Source organism: Methylomonas sp. MgM2 (genome assembly GCF_054172045.1).
On sequence record NZ_JBSYXO010000016.1, the window covers coordinates 75,958 to 96,104 of the forward strand.

The 20,147-nt window shown below is 51.2% G+C and carries 17 protein-coding genes; 5 read left to right on the forward strand and 12 right to left on the reverse strand.

What is annotated here, in order from left to right:
- Position 1: 1 nt before the first annotated feature.
- The 8 genes from ACW73I_RS13310 to amrB all read right to left on the reverse strand — a co-directional run bounded on the left by ACW73I_RS13310 (position 2) and on the right by amrB (position 8,549).
- Positions 2-574 (reverse strand): cytochrome b, encoded by a 573-nt coding sequence (locus ACW73I_RS13310; protein WP_458029871.1) that lies wholly within the window; start codon positions 572-574, stop codon positions 2-4.
- Positions 575-767: 193 nt separating this feature from the next.
- Positions 768-1,397, reverse strand: a complete 630-nt coding sequence (locus tag ACW73I_RS13315; protein WP_458029872.1) for a bifunctional 4-hydroxy-2-oxoglutarate aldolase/2-dehydro-3-deoxy-phosphogluconate aldolase — start codon at positions 1,395-1,397, stop codon at positions 768-770.
- A gap of 114 nt (positions 1,398-1,511) precedes the next feature.
- On the reverse strand, positions 1,512-3,332 hold the full coding sequence (gene edd / locus ACW73I_RS13320) for a phosphogluconate dehydratase (RefSeq protein ID WP_458029873.1): 1,821 nt from the start codon (positions 3,330-3,332) through the stop codon (positions 1,512-1,514).
- A 46-nt stretch (positions 3,333-3,378) separates the two neighbouring features.
- Positions 3,379-4,731: an OpgC family protein gene (locus tag ACW73I_RS13325; RefSeq protein WP_458029874.1), complete on the reverse strand. Its 1,353-nt coding sequence runs from the start codon at positions 4,729-4,731 to the stop codon at positions 3,379-3,381.
- Positions 4,732-4,861: 130 nt separating this feature from the next.
- A complete protein-coding gene (gene pgl, locus ACW73I_RS13330; protein ID WP_458029875.1) occupies positions 4,862-5,572 on the reverse strand; it encodes a 6-phosphogluconolactonase in 711 nt (236 codons plus the stop codon).
- Between the two features lie 32 nt (positions 5,573-5,604).
- Positions 5,605-7,074 (reverse strand): glucose-6-phosphate dehydrogenase, encoded by a 1,470-nt coding sequence (gene zwf / locus ACW73I_RS13335; RefSeq protein ID WP_458029876.1) that lies wholly within the window; start codon positions 7,072-7,074, stop codon positions 5,605-5,607.
- 151 nt (positions 7,075-7,225) lie between these two features.
- Positions 7,226-7,783, reverse strand: a complete 558-nt coding sequence (gene amrA / locus ACW73I_RS13340; RefSeq protein WP_458029877.1) for an AmmeMemoRadiSam system protein A — start codon at positions 7,781-7,783, stop codon at positions 7,226-7,228.
- Positions 7,770-8,549 (reverse strand): AmmeMemoRadiSam system protein B, encoded by a 780-nt coding sequence (gene amrB, locus ACW73I_RS13345; protein WP_458029878.1) that lies wholly within the window; start codon positions 8,547-8,549, stop codon positions 7,770-7,772. The genes amrA and amrB overlap by 14 nt, the downstream gene beginning before the upstream one ends.
- A 191-nt stretch (positions 8,550-8,740) precedes the next feature.
- Here amrB and amrS point away from each other — a divergent pair, with 191 nt between their 5' ends.
- On the forward strand, positions 8,741-9,826 hold the full coding sequence (amrS, locus tag ACW73I_RS13350) for an AmmeMemoRadiSam system radical SAM enzyme (protein ID WP_458029879.1): 1,086 nt from the start codon (positions 8,741-8,743) through the stop codon (positions 9,824-9,826).
- Positions 9,827-9,842: 16 nt separating this feature from the next.
- On the opposite strand, the gene ACW73I_RS13355 is transcribed toward amrS, so the two are convergent.
- Together ACW73I_RS13355 and ACW73I_RS13360 are read right to left on the reverse strand one after the other, a co-directional pair.
- Positions 9,843-11,174 (reverse strand): HD-GYP domain-containing protein, encoded by a 1,332-nt coding sequence (locus tag ACW73I_RS13355; RefSeq protein ID WP_458029880.1) that lies wholly within the window; start codon positions 11,172-11,174, stop codon positions 9,843-9,845.
- Between the two features lie 147 nt (positions 11,175-11,321).
- On the reverse strand, positions 11,322-12,047 hold the full coding sequence (locus ACW73I_RS13360) for a hypothetical protein (protein ID WP_458029881.1): 726 nt from the start codon (positions 12,045-12,047) through the stop codon (positions 11,322-11,324).
- A 205-nt stretch (positions 12,048-12,252) separates the two neighbouring features.
- On the opposite strand from ACW73I_RS13360, the gene gspE reads away from it, so the two are divergent.
- Entirely contained in the window at positions 12,253-13,962 is a 1,710-nt protein-coding gene (gspE, locus tag ACW73I_RS13365; RefSeq protein WP_458029882.1) for a type II secretion system ATPase GspE, read from the forward strand.
- Positions 13,963-14,256: 294 nt separating this feature from the next.
- Here gspE and ACW73I_RS13370 read toward each other — a convergent pair whose 3' ends face one another.
- The gene (locus tag ACW73I_RS13370) at positions 14,257-15,438 is read right to left on the reverse strand and encodes a pyridoxal phosphate-dependent aminotransferase (RefSeq protein WP_458029883.1); all 1,182 of its coding nucleotides are present in this window, start codon (positions 15,436-15,438) and stop codon (positions 14,257-14,259) included.
- Between the two features lie 101 nt (positions 15,439-15,539).
- Positions 15,540-16,619 (reverse strand): tRNA epoxyqueuosine(34) reductase QueG, encoded by a 1,080-nt coding sequence (gene queG, locus ACW73I_RS13375; protein ID WP_458029884.1) that lies wholly within the window; start codon positions 16,617-16,619, stop codon positions 15,540-15,542.
- A 52-nt stretch (positions 16,620-16,671) separates the two neighbouring features.
- On the opposite strand from queG, the gene ACW73I_RS13380 reads away from it, so the two are divergent.
- From ACW73I_RS13380 to ACW73I_RS13390, 3 genes are read left to right on the forward strand one after another with little or no spacing between them, the layout of a single operon-like run.
- On the forward strand, positions 16,672-18,135 hold the full coding sequence (locus ACW73I_RS13380; RefSeq protein WP_458029885.1) for an NAD(P)H-hydrate dehydratase: 1,464 nt from the start codon (positions 16,672-16,674) through the stop codon (positions 18,133-18,135).
- Entirely contained in the window at positions 18,132-18,602 is a 471-nt protein-coding gene (gene tsaE, locus ACW73I_RS13385; protein WP_458029886.1) for a tRNA (adenosine(37)-N6)-threonylcarbamoyltransferase complex ATPase subunit type 1 TsaE, read from the forward strand. Before ACW73I_RS13380 ends, tsaE begins: the two co-directional genes overlap by 4 nt.
- 39 nt (positions 18,603-18,641) lie before the next feature.
- Positions 18,642-20,078 (forward strand): N-acetylmuramoyl-L-alanine amidase, encoded by a 1,437-nt coding sequence (locus ACW73I_RS13390; protein ID WP_458029887.1) that lies wholly within the window; start codon positions 18,642-18,644, stop codon positions 20,076-20,078.
- The last annotated feature ends 69 nt before the right edge of the window (positions 20,079-20,147 follow it).

Sequence of the window (20,147 nt, forward strand, 5' to 3'; positions counted from 1 at the left end):
GTCAGGTACGCTCCGATGCCTCGGCTATCGGTTTGATTGGCGGGAACATGCGAATCACGGTGTTATCGCGTTGCCAGTAGTGATGATAGAGTGCAGCCGATATGTGCAAACCAATCAGGTAATAACCCAGCTCACCAATCGTTTCGTGGAGTTCTTTGAAGAGCTTGGCTATTTCCTTGTTTTTATCGATTAGAGCTGGTAGCTGCAGGCCGAAAAATGGGATTGGTTTCCCAGCCGCGCTGAGCATGAGCCAGCCGAGCAAGGGCATGGCGAACATGAATAAATAAAGAGCCAAGTGAGTAAATTTAGTTGCGCTATATTGCCAAGCTGGTGGTTCGGGTGTAATGGCGGGCCTCGTTCCGGCGAAACGAGCCGCTAATCGCGGTACAAGCAGCAGAAACACAGTAAGCCCCAACATGAAATGTACTGCTTTCATCAATTCGCGAGGGTCAGAGCCTTTGGGAAACAGGCTCCGTAATTCTATAGACGCGTACAGCGCTACTATCAATAGGAACATCAGCCAATGTACGACGATTGTTAGGGAACTGAAGCGATTATTTGCTTTTTTCGTCATAAAAGCTCTCCAAACTTCAAATTAGCAGGTAGAAACGAATATAATCCGATAGGGATGTCTTTGGCTTGTATTCGGTCATTAACTGTTGTTTAAACTTAGATATTCGTCTATAGCGGAACATTTAGGAATCGAGTGATTCGGCGCAACAGCAGCCGCTCGCTTCGAGGGGCTGCTATTTCAGAAAGCTCGACCGCTATTTTTTTAATAAGGCTGCTTCGGAAGCGCGCCGGGTAATTTCCGTCCAATTGCCGGCATCTACCAAGTCTGCCGGCGCCATCCAAGAGCCACCGACGCAAGCGACGTTGCTTAGAGCCAGATATTCAGGCGCGTTATTAGGATTAACCCCGCCGGTTGGGCAAAAAGTCACTTGCGGCAAAGGTCCACCGATAGATTTTAGCATCGGAATGCCGCCTGCGGCCTCCGCCGGGAAGAACTTCATCGCGGTAACGCCTTTTTCCAGTAAACGCATAACTTCGCTTGGTGTGACGACGCCAGGTAGGACTGGCACTCCGCAGGTTAATGCGGCATCCATTAAACTAGGCGTCATGCCGGGGCTGACGATGAATTGGGCTCCGGCGTCGATGGCCTGATGCAGACTTTGAGTGTTGATTATGGTGCCGGCGCCGACGATCGCATCGGGTACCTCTCCCTTGATACGGCGGATGCATTCCAAAGCGGCTGGTGTACGAAGGGTGATTTCCAACACTTTTAAGCCGCCTGCTACCAGAGCATTGGCCAAGGGTACGGCGTGCTCGACGTGATTTATTACCATGACCGGCATTACCGGTGACGTGTTGATGACTTCATTTACTGATACGGTCATTGTTTTTATCTCTGGTGTGGCTAGGTTGGGTAAGCGCAGCGTAACCCAACAATGGTAGACCTCAGTTTGGGTTACGCTGCGCTTCAGGTAAACCCAAACTACGTTTCTGATTATTTAATCGACGAAAAACAGATTGGTCGCACCGGTTTCCGCTGTGGAAGCGCCGGCACGGAACGCGCCGAACAACTCGCGCCCGAAACCGAAATGGTGGCCTGTGGCGCTATTCGCCGCCGGTACGCGCGCTGCAAATTCAGCCGGTTCTACCTGGACGTTGACTTCGCCTGTTTGCGTGTTCAGAGCGATGATATCGCCGTCGCGCACTTTTGCCAATGGTCCGCCATCCATGCACTCGGGCCACATGTGAATCGCAGAAGGTACCTTGCCGGAAGCTCCGGACATGCGGCCATCGGTGATCAGCGCGACTTGGAAGCCTTTGTCCTGTTGCAGACCCAGTATCGGGGTTAGTTTATGCAGCTCGGGCATGCCGTTGGCTTTCGGACCCTGGAATCGCAATACAACAACGACATCCTTTTCCAATTCACCGCGTTTGAAAGCTTGGACCACATCCAGTTGATCATCAAAAACCATCGCAGGCGCGGTGACGATCTGATGTTTTTCGGCGACCGCGGAAATTTTCGAGACGCCGCGACCAAGGTTGCCGTGCATCACATGCAAGCCGCCGCCAGCGGCGAACGGCCGCTCCACAGTGCTGATTACTTCCGGGTCCAGCGATTCTGCAGGGCCTGCTTGCCAGCTCAATCCGCCGTCGGTCAGGGTCGGTACGCGGCTATACTGCGTCATGCCGCGTTGGTCCCCGATCGTCAGAATGTCGCCATGTAGCAAGCCATGCTCCAGCAGCTGTCGGATTAACAAACTCATACCGCCGGCCGCTTGGAATTGGTTGACATCGGCCGGGCCGTTCGGATAAATCTTGGTTAGCAGTGGGATGACTTTGGACAGAGCATCGAAGTCGTCCCAATTAATAATGATGCCGGCGGCGCGGGCAATGGCGATCAAATGAATGGTGTGATTGGTTGAGCCGCCGGTTGCCAAAAGGCCGATAATGGCATTGACGATGGCTTTTTCGTCAATGACATGAGCAATCGGCCGGAAGTCACTGCCTTGGGCGGTAAATTTCAAGACCTGCTTGGCGGCGACTTTGGTCAATTCGTCACGCAACGGCGTGTAAGGATTGACGAAAGAACTGCCTGGCAAGTGCAGACCCATGATTTCGACCATCATTTGATTACTGTTCGCAGTCCCGTAAAAGGTGCAAGTGCCGGGGCTGTGATAAGACTTGGATTCCGATTCCAACAGCTCTTTTTCGGTAATTTTGCCGTCGGCGAATTTCTGCCTTGCGCGCGATTTTTCCTTGTTTGAAATGCCGCTGGTCATCGGACCGGCTGGAACGAAAACGGCAGGCAAATGGCCGAAACTCAAAGCACCGATCAAAAGGCCGGGCACGATTTTGTCGCAAACGCCCAAATACAAGGCCGCGTCGAACATATTGTGGCTTAAGCCGATCGCGGTTGATAAGGCAATCACGTCGCGGCTGAACAGCGACAGTTCCATTCCCGGCATCCCTTGAGTAACACCATCGCACATTGCAGGTACACCGCCGGCGAACTGGGCAACGCCGCCGGCTTCACGTACGGCTTGTTTGATCAAGATTGGAAAGTCTTTATACGGTTCATGGGCGGACAGCATGTCGTTATAAGCGGAAATGATGCCGACGTTCGCTTTTTCAGCATGGGATAGTTCGTCTTTTTCGACGGCGGAACAAACGGCAAAGCCATGAGCCAAGTTGCCGCAGGGTAGTCTGCCTCGTTGCGGTCCCTGGGTGATGGTCGCATCGACCCGAGACAGATAGGCGGTGCGGGTCTCACGGCTGCGTTCGATGATTTGTTGTGTGACTGTTTCTACTACAGGATGCATTAAAGATGTCTCCGGATTATGTCTGTACAGGACAATGAAAAGGATGTTAAGGGGCGCTTGAGATGGAAAAAGTATCCACTGAATCTTGATCCGTCGCTCCGTCGGTTTCCAGTACAGCGATGTCGGGTGGCGTAGTGACCGCTTCGGGCGCGATAGCGACGATCATCGGCGTCTCGGTTTGCTGCGTCTGCGTTTGTAACAAGGCCATAGGTGTGATTGTTATGACAATCAAACTACAGGCTAGTGCCGCTTGTGTAGCCCAATCATGGCTGGTTTCACGCAATGCAACGGGATTTTTCCACGGTTTCTTGTCTAACCAGTTTAGAAAGTTAGCTAGTGTCACCATTAAGCCTAAACCTGCAAGATTAATCCATAGGCTATCGATTAAATCTGCTTGGGTGCCGTCCAACAACATGCCGCCTACACAAGAAAGGCAGGTGCCGAACATGAAAACGGGTAAGGATTGCTGCCCCATTCTTATGATTAGACCAGCCGGTTTTGATTGTAACCAATGCTGGCGGGCATACATAAAGCTATTTACCAAGTACGCCATCGCAAGAAAATGCAGATAGCGAAGAATGCCTTCATGGCCTTTACTAAGCAAAGGCTTCCAGTCCTCGCGGAAAGCGGCAAACCATGGCAAACGGCTGTAGCCGAATCGGTTTTCTAATGGATAGCAAAATACAGCGTAGATAAGGCACAGTATGATCAATCCACGATGGGGGCGTGGGATCGGCAACCAGCCGCTGCTTAACGCAAATCCGGTGAAAAAAACCAATTGCCAACAAAAAGGGTTGAAATACCAGGGGCGGCCGCTCAATGGATCGGCCGTCAACTCCCAGCCGTAAATGCTTGCGCCCATGTAAAGCGATAATGAAAACGCTAAAGCCAATCCAACATGAATACGCGAGAGAGTCCAGACTATCGGTAGCCAAAGCATGATCACAAAATACATCGGTAAAATGTCGATGAAATTGGGTACGTATTGCAGGCTGATCAGGGCCAGTAACGCTTCGGGCGTATGATCGAAAAAATAGTTGAGGTTATCGAGCTGCCATTGAACATTGGCAAAGCTAAGGTGGTTCATGCCCAAAAACAAGCTAGCCATCATTATGAATAAAACCACATGGGCAATATAAATTTGGCCGCAACGATATAATACGCGTATCGAACCCAAAGCAATTCCTGACGTGGAAAACGTACGGCCAAAAGCGATGGCGGCGGCAAAGCCGGATAAAAATACGAAGGTTTCCGCCGAATCGCTTAAACCGAGGCGCGACGGCGTGTAGGCGAACCAAGGATTCCCCGGCATATGGTTAATGAAAATGATCATTAAGGCCAGGCCTCGAAAGAAATCCAATTGCAGATTACGGGGTGAAGCGGTTGAGTCAGATTTCATAAAGTGACCTGATCTTAAATATGGATAGGATGGCGCTTTTCGCTTAAACGGTGCTGAAGCGTACCAAAATTGCCGGTTATGGACTAGCCAATCATGTCCAGTTCACAACCGGTCGGCGCGTCCCGATTTGCTATGGTGCCCAATATAATTCGACGGGTACTTGATCCTGATGCAGCAAGGCCCGAATAGGCATATCTTCAACAGGGCCTTCTTTTTGCGCGGCGCCGAATACCGCTAATTTATCTTCGCCGGTAAATAAGATGACGATACGTTCCGTTCTTAACAGTGCGGACAGCGTCAATGTGATTCGTTCGGTGTTAGGGCCGGTTACGCTGCTTTGAATGGCTGTGATGGCGGCAGTCAGTTGATCGTAATCCGGTTTCAACGCATCGGTCAGGCCGCGAGCGTGAGGGAATAGAGACGCCGTGTGCCCATCGGGTCCCATTCCTACGATCGCAAGGCTGAAGGGCTGCGGCAATTTTCGATAATTTTCCTCGGTTTCGCTTTGCCCCGATTTTGCCGTTCTAGCCGAAGTTTTCATGCCGATAAATTCCGCGGCCCTGGCGTTATTGATTAACAAAGTACGCTTAATCAGGGCTTCATTGCTAGCGCTATGGTCCGGTGATACCCAGCGTTCGTCAACCAAGGCTATTTTGATCTTTTTCCAGTTCAATTCGGTTTTCGATAACGCTTCGTAAAGCGGAGCGGGCGTATTCCCCCCTGATACCAGCAAGGTTGCCACGCCGTATTTGCTGATGGCTTCCGACAAGACATCCTGACATTCGGCTGCTAATGCAGTAAACAAGTGATGATGCTGTTCAAAAAAGAATTCTTTTACCATAATCGTTATTCTCTCAATAAGGATGTGGATTATTATTCTTCCCAAGCGCGTCCGTCGCGCGCCAATAACGCAACCGATGCCACTGGCCCCCAGCTTCCGGCCGGATAAGGTTTTGGCGGAGTATGGTTATGTTTCCAAGCCTCTTGGATTGAATCAACCCAGGTCCAGGCTTGCTCGATTTCTTCGCGGCTAAGGAACAGCGTCGGATTGCCGCGTAAGGCTTCTAGTATAAGTTTTTCATAACCGCCGAAGATACGGTTATTCTTGAAGGTTTCCGAAAAGCTCAAATCCAGTTTGGTTTGTTGCAGTTTGATGTTGCCGTCAATACCGGGAACCTTGTTTAACATCATGACATCCACGCCTTCATTCGGTTGCAGGTGTATGATCAATTTATTGGCCGGCAAGTTCTGAAAGCTATCCCTAAAAATATTGTGGGGCAGATTTCGGAAATTGACCACGATTTCAGTGCGTTTGTTGGGCATACGTTTGCCGGTACGCATGTAAATCGGTACCCCGGACCAGCGCCAGTTATCAATGTCCACGCGAACAGCGACGAAACTTTCGGTGGTGCTTTCGGTGTTAGCGCCTTCTTCTTCCAGATAACCGGGCACGGGTTGGCCGCTGATATAGCCCGCCGTGTATTGTCCGCGCACGGTTTTTTCCTCGACATTCAAATAGGTAATCGGCCGTAAGGCTTTCAGCAGTTTGATTTTCTCCATCCGAATGGCTTCGGCGGATAAATTAGCAGGCGGCTCCATCGTGACGAAGGTCAGAATTTGCAACAAGTGGTTTTGCAGCATATCCCGTAGTTGTCCGGTTTTGTCGAAATAATCCCAACGGCCTTCGATGCCGATATCTTCGCCGACGGTGATTTGAATTGAATCGATGGTTTCGTGCTTCCAGCTGGTATAGAACAGTGAGTTAGCGAAACGCAGTGCCAGCAGATTTAAAACGGTTTCCTTACCTAAGTAATGATCGATGCGGTAGACTTGATCCTCGTTAAATACGCTGGCGACCACTTCATTGATTTCGTGCGACGACTTCAAGTCATGCCCTATGGGCTTTTCCATGACCATACGGGATTCGCGCGTCAGAACACCGCAGCCTTGTAAGCCGTGGCAGATATTTTTAAACAACAATGGCGATACCGCAAAATAGTTCACCATCACCCGTTTTTCGGAATCGACTACAGCATTCAGCTGTTTGTATTGCTCGGGTTGAGTCAAATCGATTTTCAAATAAGACAAACGTTTGGAAAAGCGTTGCCAAACATCTTCGGCAATGACGTTGTTTAAGAATGATTGTAAACTTTTGTAGCTTATATCAATAAAGCTGTCGTTGGTTTCGTCGAGACGATCGACCCCGATGATGCGCGTGTCCGGCTCAAGCAGATTATGTTTGTCCAAGCGGTAAAGGGAAATCAATAGCTTGCGTTTAGAGAGGTCGCCTAAAGCGCCGTAAATGACGAGGTCGGATGGTTTGAATGTATCGTTAGTAGTCATGAATTTTTTTGGGAGAAATTGTTTTACGCTTTTCCAAAAGCGCTTAATCAGACTAAGGCTGTAAAAACGGGCCTATTATAGAGGTCGTAACGGTAGGCAAACAAGGCGTGATCTATGCTTCTGACGAAACATAGCGTTTTTAGAGTGCGCTTTAGGAAAACGTTTCCGTCGTGTAACGGGATATTTTTATCGCGTCCGACCAGTAGTCGGGTGCTAATCCGGCCTTTTGCTTCAAATGGCGTAAAAATTGTTTTGTTTCAGGTAATTGCTCCCAAACCGACGGCAAAAAAGTTCCTCGGCGATAGCCTTCCCGTAGAATCAATCCATCTAGGCCGGGGCGAATTTTAGAGATCAGGTCTTTTTCAGAGCTAAATATCATCGGTTCTGCCGGGCTAAGGATCGATATGTGTATATCTAAATCCGTCAGTTCGCCGGAAGAAAGCGGCGGAAAACGCGGGTCGCGAAAAGCGGCTGAAAAAGCATTTTCGGCGATATCCTCGACTAAAGGACGAACCGCTTCCAGCATGCCGATGCATCCGCGCAACCGGCCGCGGCGTTCCAGCGTAACGAAACTGGCTCGGTCGATTGTCAATTCAGGTGGATAATCGTGCAATTCGACTTTTAACGGTTTTCCGGTTTCTAATCCGTAGGTAATGGAGTCCCTGGCGAGCCGGATCAGCATGTTTTTATCCGAGTCAGTCAACGACATAAGCACCGTATCCCACAACTCGGTGTTTGTCGCCCGCGGTATCGCCGGAATTTCTTAAATCGACCGTCTTTATGCTTAAAGCCTTTTCCTTCAAAACTTTTAGCAAACCGCTGATTGGTACTTTGCCGCAAGCATGTTCGGATGACAAGTTGTGATAGTCCAAATGCTCGATCATTTCGCTGGTTCGTTTGTCCAGGCGTTGAGCGCTTGCATAATCGTGATAATGACTTAGATCGGAGCTCACGACGATTAAGGTTTCGTCTCCGCCCCACAGCGTTTCGATGATTTGGCCGACTTGTTCGGCGCTGGCGTCACCGGCAACGATGGGCACCAATTTGAAGCGGCTAAGCATTTGTTGTAAAAACGGTAAATGCACTTCCAGGCTATGTTCCAGCGTATGAGCCTGTTCAAGATAGCCGACAAAAGGTAAGTCTCGCAAAGATTCGATGGCTTGTTTGTCAAGTTCGATTTCCCCTAGCGGTGTCGAGAAACTATCCGCGCGACTTACGGCGAGGCCTTCAAAATAAACGCGGTGGGAAGGGCCGATTAAGACGACGCGGTTTATCGTGTCGCGGGCCGATTCGAGACGGGCGTATGCGCTAGCGGCGATCGGACCGGAATAGATGTAGCCGGCGTGAGGCGCTATGATGGCTTTCGGCGCTTTTTTGCAATATGGTATTTCACGCAGAAAATCGGCCATCATATGACTTAGCGAAGAGGAATTGGCAGGGTAAAAGGCCCCTGCAACGGCGGGCTCTCTATTCATGACATCTACCCCCATTGGGCAAGATAGGCAGTGTAAAAATATCGGCTGATTCTGGCTTGTTATATATTACAACAATCATTCCAAAAAACTTGGAACGTTTTTCATGCATGACTTCTCTTAATAGCAACGCCGGCTGAAGCAAACTGCCGTTCGATTCGGCGTCGTTCAATGTCAGCCGCAGGAGAACGAATATGACTACATTTATTTCCCCCGATACGGTTGCCACCCGTTACTGGCACCGGTTGGACGACGGCCGTATACAGTGCGATGTCTGTCCGCGTTTTTGTAAATTGCATGAAGGGCAGCGGGGTCTGTGTTTCGTTAGACAAAATTTGCATAATCAAATCGTCATGACGAGCTATGGTCGTTCTAGCGGTTTTGCGATTGACCCGATCGAGAAGAAGCCTTTGAACCACTTTTTGCCGGGCACGCCGGTTCTTTCCTTCGGCACGGCCGGATGTAATCTGGCGTGTAAATTTTGCCAAAACTGGGATATAAGCAAGTCGCGGGAGATGGATACCTTGATGAGTAAAGCGTCGCCCGACGCTATAGCAAAAGCCGCCAAGGAACAGGGCTGCAGCAGTGTGGCTTATACGTACAACGATCCCGTGGTTTTCCACGAATATGCCATAGATACCGCGCAAGCATGCCGCGAATTGGGTTTGAAATCGGTCGCCGTTACTGCAGGTTATGTTTGTGCCGAACCAAGGGCCGAGTTCTACCGCTGGATGGATGCGGCTAATGTCGACCTAAAGGCTTTTAGCGAAGACTTTTACCATAAGATCACCGGCGGCCATTTGCAGCCGGTATTAGAAACCTTGTTGTACCTGAAGCATGAGACCAAAGTTTGGTTTGAAACCACGACATTGATCATTCCGGGAGAAAACGATTCTGTGGCCGAGCTGGAGGCCATGACCCAATGGGTAGTGGAAAAACTCGGACCCGATGTGCCCATGCATTTCACGGCGTTTCATCCGGATTGGAAGATGATGGATAAACCGCATACGCCGACATCTACTTTATTACTGGCGCGTTCTATCGCACTTAAAAATGGTGTGAGGTATGCCTATGTCGGCAATGTGCATGAAAAGGTTGCGGAAAGCACCTATTGTCATCATTGCGGCGAACTGCTGATCGGCCGCGATTGGTATGAATTGTCCGACTGGAATCTGGATAAGAAAGGAAACTGCCGCTTTTGCGGTACGGCGTGCGCCGGGGTATTTGATTCTCAACCGGGCGACTGGGGAGCCAAGCGCCGGGCCGTTCGTTTTAATTAAGCCTTTTCCTGGAGTCTCACGAGCTCAGCGGCACGTCAACCATGATTTCGCCTAAATCGCCTTGGTAATACCGCCTTATAATCAGTTCGAGTTCCTTGCGCGCTTCCTGGTCCCGCGTTGCGAAGCGCTCGTATAAGCTTGGTGCTAATCGCTCGAATTGGCCAATTAACTCGGGATCGAAGTGGCTTCCAGCGGCGCGGCGCAATATTCCCAACGTATCTATCAATGGAAAGGGCTTTTTGTACGGGCGCTCGGATGTCAAGGCGTCGAATACGTCGACAATCGCGAAAATCCGCGCGGTCAAAGGGATGGCATCGCCGCGCAAACCGCCGGGATAACCGCTGCCGTCGTATTTCTCATGATGATTTCCAACCACTTCAGCCGCATCTTCCAGCCAGATCGCTTTTTGCAGGATATCGAGACCGTGTTCCACATGGCGTTGCATGATAGAAAATTCGTCGTCATTCAGTCGGCCGGGTTTATGCAGGATGTAGTCGCGTATGCCGATCTTACCGACATCATGCAGGAATGCCCCTTTAATCAGCGTACGTATGGTTTTGGCATCGAGACCTAAAGCCTCCGCCATATGCACGGCGTATACCGTTACACGGTAATTATGTGCGTCGGTATCGCTATCGCGTTTGGCAATCGCGCTGCCCAACGTTTTGATGGTGTCGACATTGGCATCCAACAGGTGCATGGCTAAATTCGTAAGCTTCGTAGTAAGCCCGCGGATGACCGGATAAATCAAAATGGTCGTGATCAGCACGATGCCGATGGCGACCGCAACGGCGCGAAACACCGACCAATACAGATCCGACTGGGCTTTGGACGAAAGAACGTAAACCCCGTTGGCATAGGCTATGGGCTTGCTCTGCTTGTCGGTAACGACCATCGCTATCGGAAGATCGGGAGTACCCGATATGTGTAGGAATGCGCCAAATTCGGCACCGGCTGAAGGAAATTTCAATCCGCGCTCCAGCAGTGCTTGCGCCAATTGCGGAGCAAATGCAATATCGGGCGCTACATATCGGGCCAATTCACGCCGGTTGCTATCGTGTATTATGATGAAGGCGTATCGACCATTCTTCGATTGGGGTATTTCCTTGATTAAGTTGTCCAGGGCTTGTTGCACCGGCAATTCGTTAATACTACCGATGTCGGCTTCCAAGAGTCGTTTGGTTTCCAGTTTGAGAATTTCCAGAGCCAACTGCGCCCGTTCCGCGATTCGGTCTCCTAGCTGCCGGTTTTGGTTCAGATAAGTTAGGTAGCCTATCGTCGAAGACAATAGAATCGAAGTGACGAATAAGCGGAATATTAGATTCCGATGTATGGAGTCTGTGCGCATTTTTATGATCTATCCAATCCCAATATGGTTTGCAGTTTAACTCAACTTTAGACACATAGTTGTAGCGGCCCGCATAAACCACAGGAACCGATTACATCCGTTTTCGGGACCGGATTAGCTGAGAATATCCGTGCCGTTTTTCGCCTGTTAAAGGCCTTTACCGATTAACAGCAGTCCGGAAAAGGCTAAAAACAATGAAAACAAACGCTGATACTTTTTCTGGTCGATATGCAGAAATAACATGTCGTCGGCCATTTCGAACACCAGGGTCGCGAGCGCGACATAGATGATTTCGTCGTAATAGGACATGTCGATCCGCTGCCGGTTAAACCAATACAATGTGACTAATTGCACTATGGCGAAAGTGGCATATGAGGCCGCTACCGTCACTCTGGCGACGTTTTTCGGATAACTTTTTTGATGCACCGCGGCGGTAAGCAGCGAACCGCCCAAGTTGCTAAGCCCATGAATGACCCCCATCAGCGCGAAATAGCCGTTCTCGTATTTCATCAAATTTTCGATCAGGCGTTCTGCCGCCGGCAGAAAGGATTTGAGCGCGATAAGCAATAAAAATACACCGATCAGCAAACCGATGTTGATGCGCATATGGGTGACCAGAAACAGAAGGAGCGCTATTGGCGGCAATGTCAGTCGGATGATTTTCCGGTAGAAAGCGCGGTCGATGTGGCCGGAATCCTTGGCGATTTGCATGCCGTTGATGGCGAGTGAAATCGGCAACAATATCAACAGCGCGTCGATAAATTCGTAACCTAGCAGTAATAGGATCGGCGTGCCGAATAGCAATACACCGGCGCCGAAAATCGATTGAACGATGGCGGTGCCAACGACTGTCAGCAGAATATCGGCGGGCATGTGTCACTCCTTAATAACGTTGTCGGAATATTACTACAGACCCTGAGCGAATGTCGGGGCATCTCCTGTGGGTGATCGAAAAATTGCACGGGCGCGCCATTAGCGATTTTTGGGGCGTTGCTGAATTGTGCCGCTATAATCGGCCTTTGTAAGCGGGCAACGTCGTTTTGGGCGGCTTTATCGAATTTTCTAAAGAATGGCTATCATGGAAACCAGCAGCACAACAGCGGAAAAATATACCGAGTTTTTGAGCCAGTTGAAACGCAACGGCAAATTGTCGGATACCGATTTGGCAAAAGCGCGGCGCATGCAGAAGACGTCGCAGGACGACTCCTTGCCTTACATGCTGATCAAGCTCGGTTTGTGTTCCGATGCCGACGTGGCGGATACTTTTACGCAAACCCATGGCCTGGACCGCCTGCGTCCGGAGAATTATCCGCCGCAATCGCCTTTGCAAGACGATGTGTCGCTGCGATTCTTGAAGCAGCATCATTCCGTGGGGATTCAGGCGGACGACGATTATCTGGACGTGGGCGTGATGGATCCTGAAGACGATTATTTACGCCGGGCGCTCGGCCTCGCAACCGGCAAACGAATCAGGTTGCATGTCGGGCAGCTTTCCGAAATCGATGCGGCGCTGGAGATGCAATACGGCGAAGGCAAGTCGCAGTTGGACAAACTGATGGACGGATTAACAGTCGAGCACGAAGACAACGAAGATCTGGAGCATCTGAAAGACTTGGCCAGCGAAGCACCGATTATCCGTATGGTCAATTTCATTCTGCAAAAAGCCGTCGAAAGCCGCGCCTCCGACGTGCATATCGAACCCTTCGAGCAAAGTTTAAAGGTGAGGCTGCGCATCGACGGTGTATTGCAAGATATCGATTCGCCGCCGGTGGCGTCGACCGCGGCGGTATTGTCTCGAATCAAAATCATGGCGAAACTGAACATCGCGGAACGACGCTTGCCGCAGGATGGACGCATCAAGCTGCAAATGATAGGTAAGGAACTGGATCTCAGGGTTTCGACCGTGCCGACCTTGTACGGCGAGAGCGTCGTTATCCGCTTGCTGGACAAGGAAAATGCGGTGCTCGACTTCGCGACGCTGGGTTTCGTCGGCAAACAGGCCGAAAACTTCATGAATGTGCTGGCAATGCCTCATGGGATTATCTTGATTACCGGCCCTACCGGCAGCGGCAAATCCACCACCTTGTATGCGGCGCTGAAAACCTTGAATACCTCCGAGCGCAAGATCATCACGGTCGAGGACCCGGTCGAATATCAGTTGGAAGGCATCAACCAGATTCAGGCCAAACCGCAAATCGGCCTGACCTTCGCTTCGGCATTACGCTCCATCGTTAGGCAAGATCCGGATGTGATCATGATAGGGGAGATGCGGGACTTGGAAACCGCCCGGATCGCCGTGCAATCCGCCCTGACCGGCCATTTGGTATTGTCCACGCTGCATACCAACGACGCGGCGGCCGGCATCACGCGCTTGCAGGATATGGGATTGGAGGAGTATTTGCTTAGTTCCACGATCAACGGCATCCTGGCACAACGTTTGGTCAGAAGACTTTGTCCGGCCTGCAAACAAGCCTATCCCGCGTCCGAAACCCTGATCGACGAATTGCAGCTACGCCGCTGGCAGCCGGAAGGGGAAATCCGGTTATCTAAACCCGTCGGTTGCGCGGCTTGTAACGGCATCGGTTATAAGGGCCGGCTCGCGATTATCGAGTTTTTGGCTATGTCGGAAACCATACGCAAACAGGTCATTAAGCACGAGGAGGCGCATGTGATACAGCGGCAAGCGATCAATGAGGGCATGCAAACCATGTACGACGATGGCGTTGGCAAGGCTATACAGGGCGTCACTACCTTAGAGGAAGTGTTGCGGGTGACGACGGAAGCTTGACCCCTGAAGCCATGTTTCGAATGGTTGTACTGAACGAAGCTGAATCGCCGCCGCGGCGAATTAATTTTCCGCGGCGGCGATTGTTATGTCTGAGTGATCGAGAGTTTAGGATATCGTCCAAAATAACTTCCCGATATGGCCATAGTCACTGGGGACGTAGCGAGTGAGGATGTCGGCAGCAAGGACGCTGCCGTCAAGCCCTCATGGAAGGGTTCACGGCGTTCCTCATTCGGTATGCCCCAGGGTGCGCACCAACAAAACGGGAAGTTGTTTTTGGCCAAATCCCTAGACGGGCTATATGGCCTGCTTAATTCTATTCAGGGCGTTTTCGAGATTGGCCATGCTGGTGGCGATCGAAATCCGGATATGGCCCGGGCAGCCGAACGCCGAACCCGGCACCAACGCCACGCCGGCTTTTTCGATTAAGAATTCCGCGAACTGCAAATCGTCCTCTACGCCGTCCAATTTTTGTATGAGTTTGTCTACATTGGGAAACACGTAGAAAGTACCGTCGGTGGGCAGACATTCGATACCGTCTATGCTGTTGAGTTCGTTTACGACAAAGTCATGGCGTTTCTTAAATTCGACCATCATGGTGTCTATGCAGCTTTGATCGCCGGTTAGAGCGGTTTCGGCCGCGACCTGTGAGATCGAGGTCGGATTCGAGGTGCTTTGCGACTGAATGATGCTCATTGCCTTGATCAATTCCGCAGGTCCGGCGCAATAACCGATACGCCAGCCGGTCATCGAATAGGCTTTGGAAACGCCGTTCAATACGATGGTTCTGTCGTAAAAATCCGGACGCGCGTTCAGAATATTGACGAATTCGCCCTTGTTCCACAGGATATGTTCGTACATATCGTCCGTGGCGATCAAAATCTCGGGATAATCTTGCAGCACTTCGCCCAAGGCTTTTAATTCGTCCAGGCTATACGCCACCCCTGTCGGATTGGACGGGCTGTTGATCACGAACAAACGGGTTTTATCGGTAATTGCGGCGCGCAATTGTTCGGGCGCGATCTTGAAATGCTGCGATTGGCCCGCTTCGATAACGACCGGTACGCCGTCGGCCAACAATACCATGTCCGGGTACGAAACCCAGTAAGGTGCGGGGATGATGACTTCGTCACCCGGATTCAAAAAGGCTTGGGCCAGATTGTAAAAGCTTTGTTTGCCGCCGCTGGAAACCAGAATCTGATTGAGCTCGTAATCCAGGCCGTTGTCGTTTTTAAATTTTTGTTGGACGGCTTTCTTTAGGCCGGGGATGCCGTCCACGGCGGTATATTTTGTAAAGCCTTGATCCAGCGCTTTGACCGCTGCGGCCTTGATATGATCGGGCGTGTCGAAATCCGGTTCGCCGGCGCCTAGGCCGATAATGTCCTTGCCGGCGGCGCGCATGGCGGCAGCGCGGGCGGTGATGGCGAGCGTCGGTGACGGTTTGACGGCTTTTACGCGATTAGACAACGTGATACTCATGATTCCTCGATCGAATGGGCTTAAAACTGGAATTATTATACGGTAAAAGCTGAAAAACACTCTATTTGGCGAGTGTATTCCGGCCGGTTTAGAATTCCGCCTTAGTTTGAATGTGATGGCGCAGTCAGTCGTTTTAATGCCCAATCGACATGTTCGCGTACCAGTTCGGCAGCGTGATGCATTCGGCTTTGCAAGGCATTTATGCCGATTGCCGTCGGTTTTCCATTGCCTAAAGCCACCGCGATATTGCGCAGCCAGCGCTGGTGGCCGATGCGGCGAATTGCGGAGCCCTCGGTGTTTTTTAAGAACTCGTTTTCGGTCCAGTTGAATAGCTCTACCAAAGTAATGTTATCCAATTTGTGGCGGGGCTTGAAATCGGTTTCCATACTGAGTTTGGCGAAACGGTTCCAGGGGCATATCAGTTGGCAGTCGTCGCAGCCGTAAATGCGGTTACCTAATAAAGGGCGTAGTTCTACCGGAATGCTGCCGGCTAACTCAATCGTTAAATAGGATACACAACGCCGCGCGTCGACTTGATAGGGCGCGACTATGGCTTGAGTCGGACAAACATCCAAACAGGCCCGACATTGGCCGCAATGGGCCGAGGCCGGTTCGTCGAGCGGCAGCGGAAGATCGGTATAGATCTCGCCGAGAAAAAACCAGGATCCGGCCCGCCGATTGATCAGGTTGCTATGTTTGCCTATCCAGCCTAAGCCGGCTTTTTCGGCAATGGCTTTTTCCAATACGGGAGCGCTGTCGACAAAAGCGCGATACCCGAACGGACCGATTTCGGCGGTGATTTTATCGGCCAGTTTTTGTAAACGATTGCGTATCAGTTTGTGATAATCGCGGCCCAGTGCGTATCGGGATACGAATGCCATCGCTGAGTTATTGAGAATAGCCTGGCTGTTGACGGTTTTTTCCGGCAGATAATCCATGCGCGCGCTGATGATGCTGCGCGTGCCGGCTTGCAGCAGGGCGGGGCGGCTGCGTTTCAGCCCATGCGCCGCCATATACTGCATGGCGCCGTGCCTGTCTTTAGCCAACCATCGCTGTAAATGGCTTTCGGCACTGCTCAACTCGGTATCGCTGATGCCGATTTGCTGAAATCCCAGTTCATTTCCCCAGACTTTAATCTGAGCTGCGAGGTTTTGAAAATCGGGCCGTTCGGTTGGGGGCATCGCCAGACATGCAATATAATGATGACATCTGAATATTTTACACAACAATCTTATGCAACTATCGTCGCAGAGGCTATATCGTGTCGCCCAGATACGGGAAGCGGAAAGAATCGCAATCGAAGAGCTGCAAATGTCCGGTTTGCAGTTAATGCGCAGTGCCGGCTTGGCCGCATTCAACGCTTTGCAGCAGCGTTGGCCGGATGTTTGTCGTTTGAGCGTGTTTTGCGGCGCCGGCAATAATGCAGGCGATGGTTACGTTGTCGCAAAATTGGCCTTGCAATCCGGCTTCGATGTCGTCGTCTATTCTGTGGCCGATCCGGAAAATCTAAAGGGCGATGCATGGCGTTCGTATCGCGACTTTCTGGATGGAGGGGGTAGGGTCTTAACTTTTCAGCCGGACATAAAGCCTGACGGCATCGTTGTCGACGCTCTGCTCGGTACCGGTCTGAACCGGCAGGTCGGCGCCGAATATGCCGAGGCCATTATCTGTATTAATCATTCCGAATGTCCCGTTGTGTCGCTGGACGTGCCATCCGGTCTGCATGCCGATACTGGCTGTGTGCTGGGCCAGGCCGTTAAAGCCGACATCACGGTCACTTTTATCGGCTTGAAGTGCGGCTTGTTTACCGGCGACGCGGCCGACTATTGCGGCGATATTGTTTGTTCCAGTTTGAATGTGCCCGAGTCGGTCTTGGCGGACTTGCCGCTTGCCGCCCGCTTGCTGAAAAAAAAGCCCTTGCCGCCTAGAGCGCGAACGGCGCATAAGGGCCATTTCGGCCATGTTTTGCTGATCGGCGGAAACAAGGGCTATTCCGGTGCAATCCGCATGGCCGGGGAAGCCGCATTGCGCGGCGGCGCGGGCTTGGTCAGTATCGCCACGCGTTCCGAGCATAGTTCTTTCTTGAACATTGGCCGGCCCGAGCTGATGTGTCATGGGGTGGAAGCGTCCGACCAATTGAGTGTTCTGTTGGAAAAAGCCACTGTCGTTGTGATTGGTCCCGGCTTGGGCCAAGACGACTGGGCAAGCGATTTGTTTGCGGCAATTGTGCAGTGCGACAAACCCTGTGTGGTAGACGCCGATGCCCTCAATTTGCTGGCCAAACACCCGGTCAAGCGCGAAAGCTGGGTTTTGACGCCGCACCCGGGTGAGGCGGCACGTTTATTGGGTTGCGATAACCGGGATGTTAGCGCCAGGCGTTATGCTGCGGTAACAAACATCCAAAACCGATACGGCGGAGTTTGCATACTGAAGGGCGCGGGCAGTTTGCTTGCCGATGGTTCCGATATTTTCGTCGGCACTACCGGCAATCCCGGTATGGCGAGCGGAGGGATGGGCGATGTTCTGTCCGGAATCATCGCTGCGCTGCTGGCGCAAGGTTTGTCTATTATAGAGGCCGCGAAATTAGGGGTTTACGTGCATGGCGAAGCGGCGGATCGCATCGCATCGGAAAGCGGCGAACGCGGCATGTTAGCCGGCGATTTGATGCCGATACTTAGACAGCTGTTAAATTCATGATGATTGAATTAAACGATAGCGACGAAACCGAGGCATTCGGAGCGGCGCTAGGGAAAGCATTGCCGAAAAAATGTCTTTTGTTCTTATACGGTGAATTAGGTGCCGGAAAAACCACTTTGATGCGCGGCTTATTGCGCGAAGCCGGATACGGCGGGCCGGTCAGAAGCCCGACCTATAGCTTGGTGGAAGAATATCATTTGCCGGATCGCGTCGTATTTCATTTTGACTTGTACCGCTTAAAAGACCCGGAAGAGTTGGAATGGTTAGGGATAAACGATTATTTGAGTCAGGACGCCTTATGTTGTATCGAATGGCCGCAAATGGGAGATGGATACCTGCCTGCAAGCGATGTGGAAGTTCGGCTCGGCTATCGGGATGGCGGAAGAATAGTAGAAATCGGCGTCCTAAGCGACGCGCTTAAAAATAAACTAACAATTATCTGGAAAAACAAAGGCCTGCTGCTATAATCTCCAAAAATTCTCAATCTTATTGCGGTTGGCGGGCTTATGCGACAAATCATAAAGTTTTTTTGGGTCGTGGGTTTGTTTATGCAGGCGAATTTGCTCCATGCGGCGGGAACCCAAATTGAAGGTCTAATATTCTCCGGTCAACAAAGCGGGCGTTTGCAGTTCGACTTGTCCAAGTCGCCGCATTACCGGTATTTCACGTTAAAAAACCCGAGTCGCTTGGTGGTGGATTTTCAAAACGCGGCATTGTCTCAAACCTTGGCGCAGCCGCCGGCCGATCACGCAATCGCAGTCGCCGTGCGCTCGGCGGTGCGCAATAAAACCGATGTGCGCGTGGTCGTTGAATTAAACGCCGAAACTTCCGTTAAGGTCGCGGCACTCGAACGCGGCAAGCGCTTGCGATTCGATTTATCGCCGATATCTACCGCTACTAAAGCAAATAAAGCCAAGGCCGTTTCGACGAAGGCGGCTGCAAAGGCGGAAACGACCGCTAAAAAATCGCGATCGCAAGCGGTCAAAGCCAGCGGACGCGATATCGTAATCGCGATCGACGCGGGCCACGGCGGAAAGGATATCGGCGCGCAGGGCAGCCACGGCACTCAGGAAAAAGATGTCGTATTAGCCATTGCCAAGCGTTTGGAAAATGTAGTCAATCGGCAGCCCGGTATGAAAGCGTTGATGATACGCGACGGCGACTATTTCGTTAAATTGCGCAAACGTGTCGACATCGCGCAGAAAGCCAAGGCCGATCTGTTCGTATCGATACATGCCGATGCGTTTGAAGATCCTAGCGCTCATGGCGCGTCGGTTTATACGCTATCAACCAAAGGCGCATCCAGCCAAATTGCGCAATATCTCGCCAACAGTGAAAACTCATCGGATATCGCCGGCGGTTACGGCAGTGAAATTCACGATGATACCTTAGCGTCGGTGTTAACGGACTTAAGCAACAAGGCGGCCAAAGAGGCGAGCCAGCATGTGGGTAACAGAGTATTGAAGAGTGTTAATTCCGTTAGTCATTTGCATAGACATAACGTGCAAAAGGCCGGCTTTGTGGTGTTGAAATCCCCCATTCCTTCGATATTGGTTGAAACGGCCTTTATTTCCAATCCGAAGGAAGAAAGTCGCCTGAATAGCCGCGCCTATCAGGAAAAGATGGCCGCTGCGATCTATAACGGCATATTGGCGCATTTTAAACGTTATGCGCCAGCCGATACCTTGTTCGCGCAATTGCAAAAATCGGGTAAATCCGCCGTGCGGGTTGCTTCTCGTCAAAAATCAAAATCCGCTCGCGACGATTTGAAGGTGGCTAGTGCCGGTTCTGCTAAAATCAAGCACGTCATTAGCCCGGGCGAAACCTTATCCGGAATAGCGCAGCAGTATGGCGTTTCCATGCGCGATTTGCGTAATGCCAATGGCATGGTCGATGTCAACGTTAAAGCCGGCCAAGTTTTGCAGATTCCACGCAGCAGTTAAATCTTGAATCAGCTCGGGGCGAATTGTTCGCCCCGAGTCATGTCCGATCCGCTAAAATAAGCAGCTTTT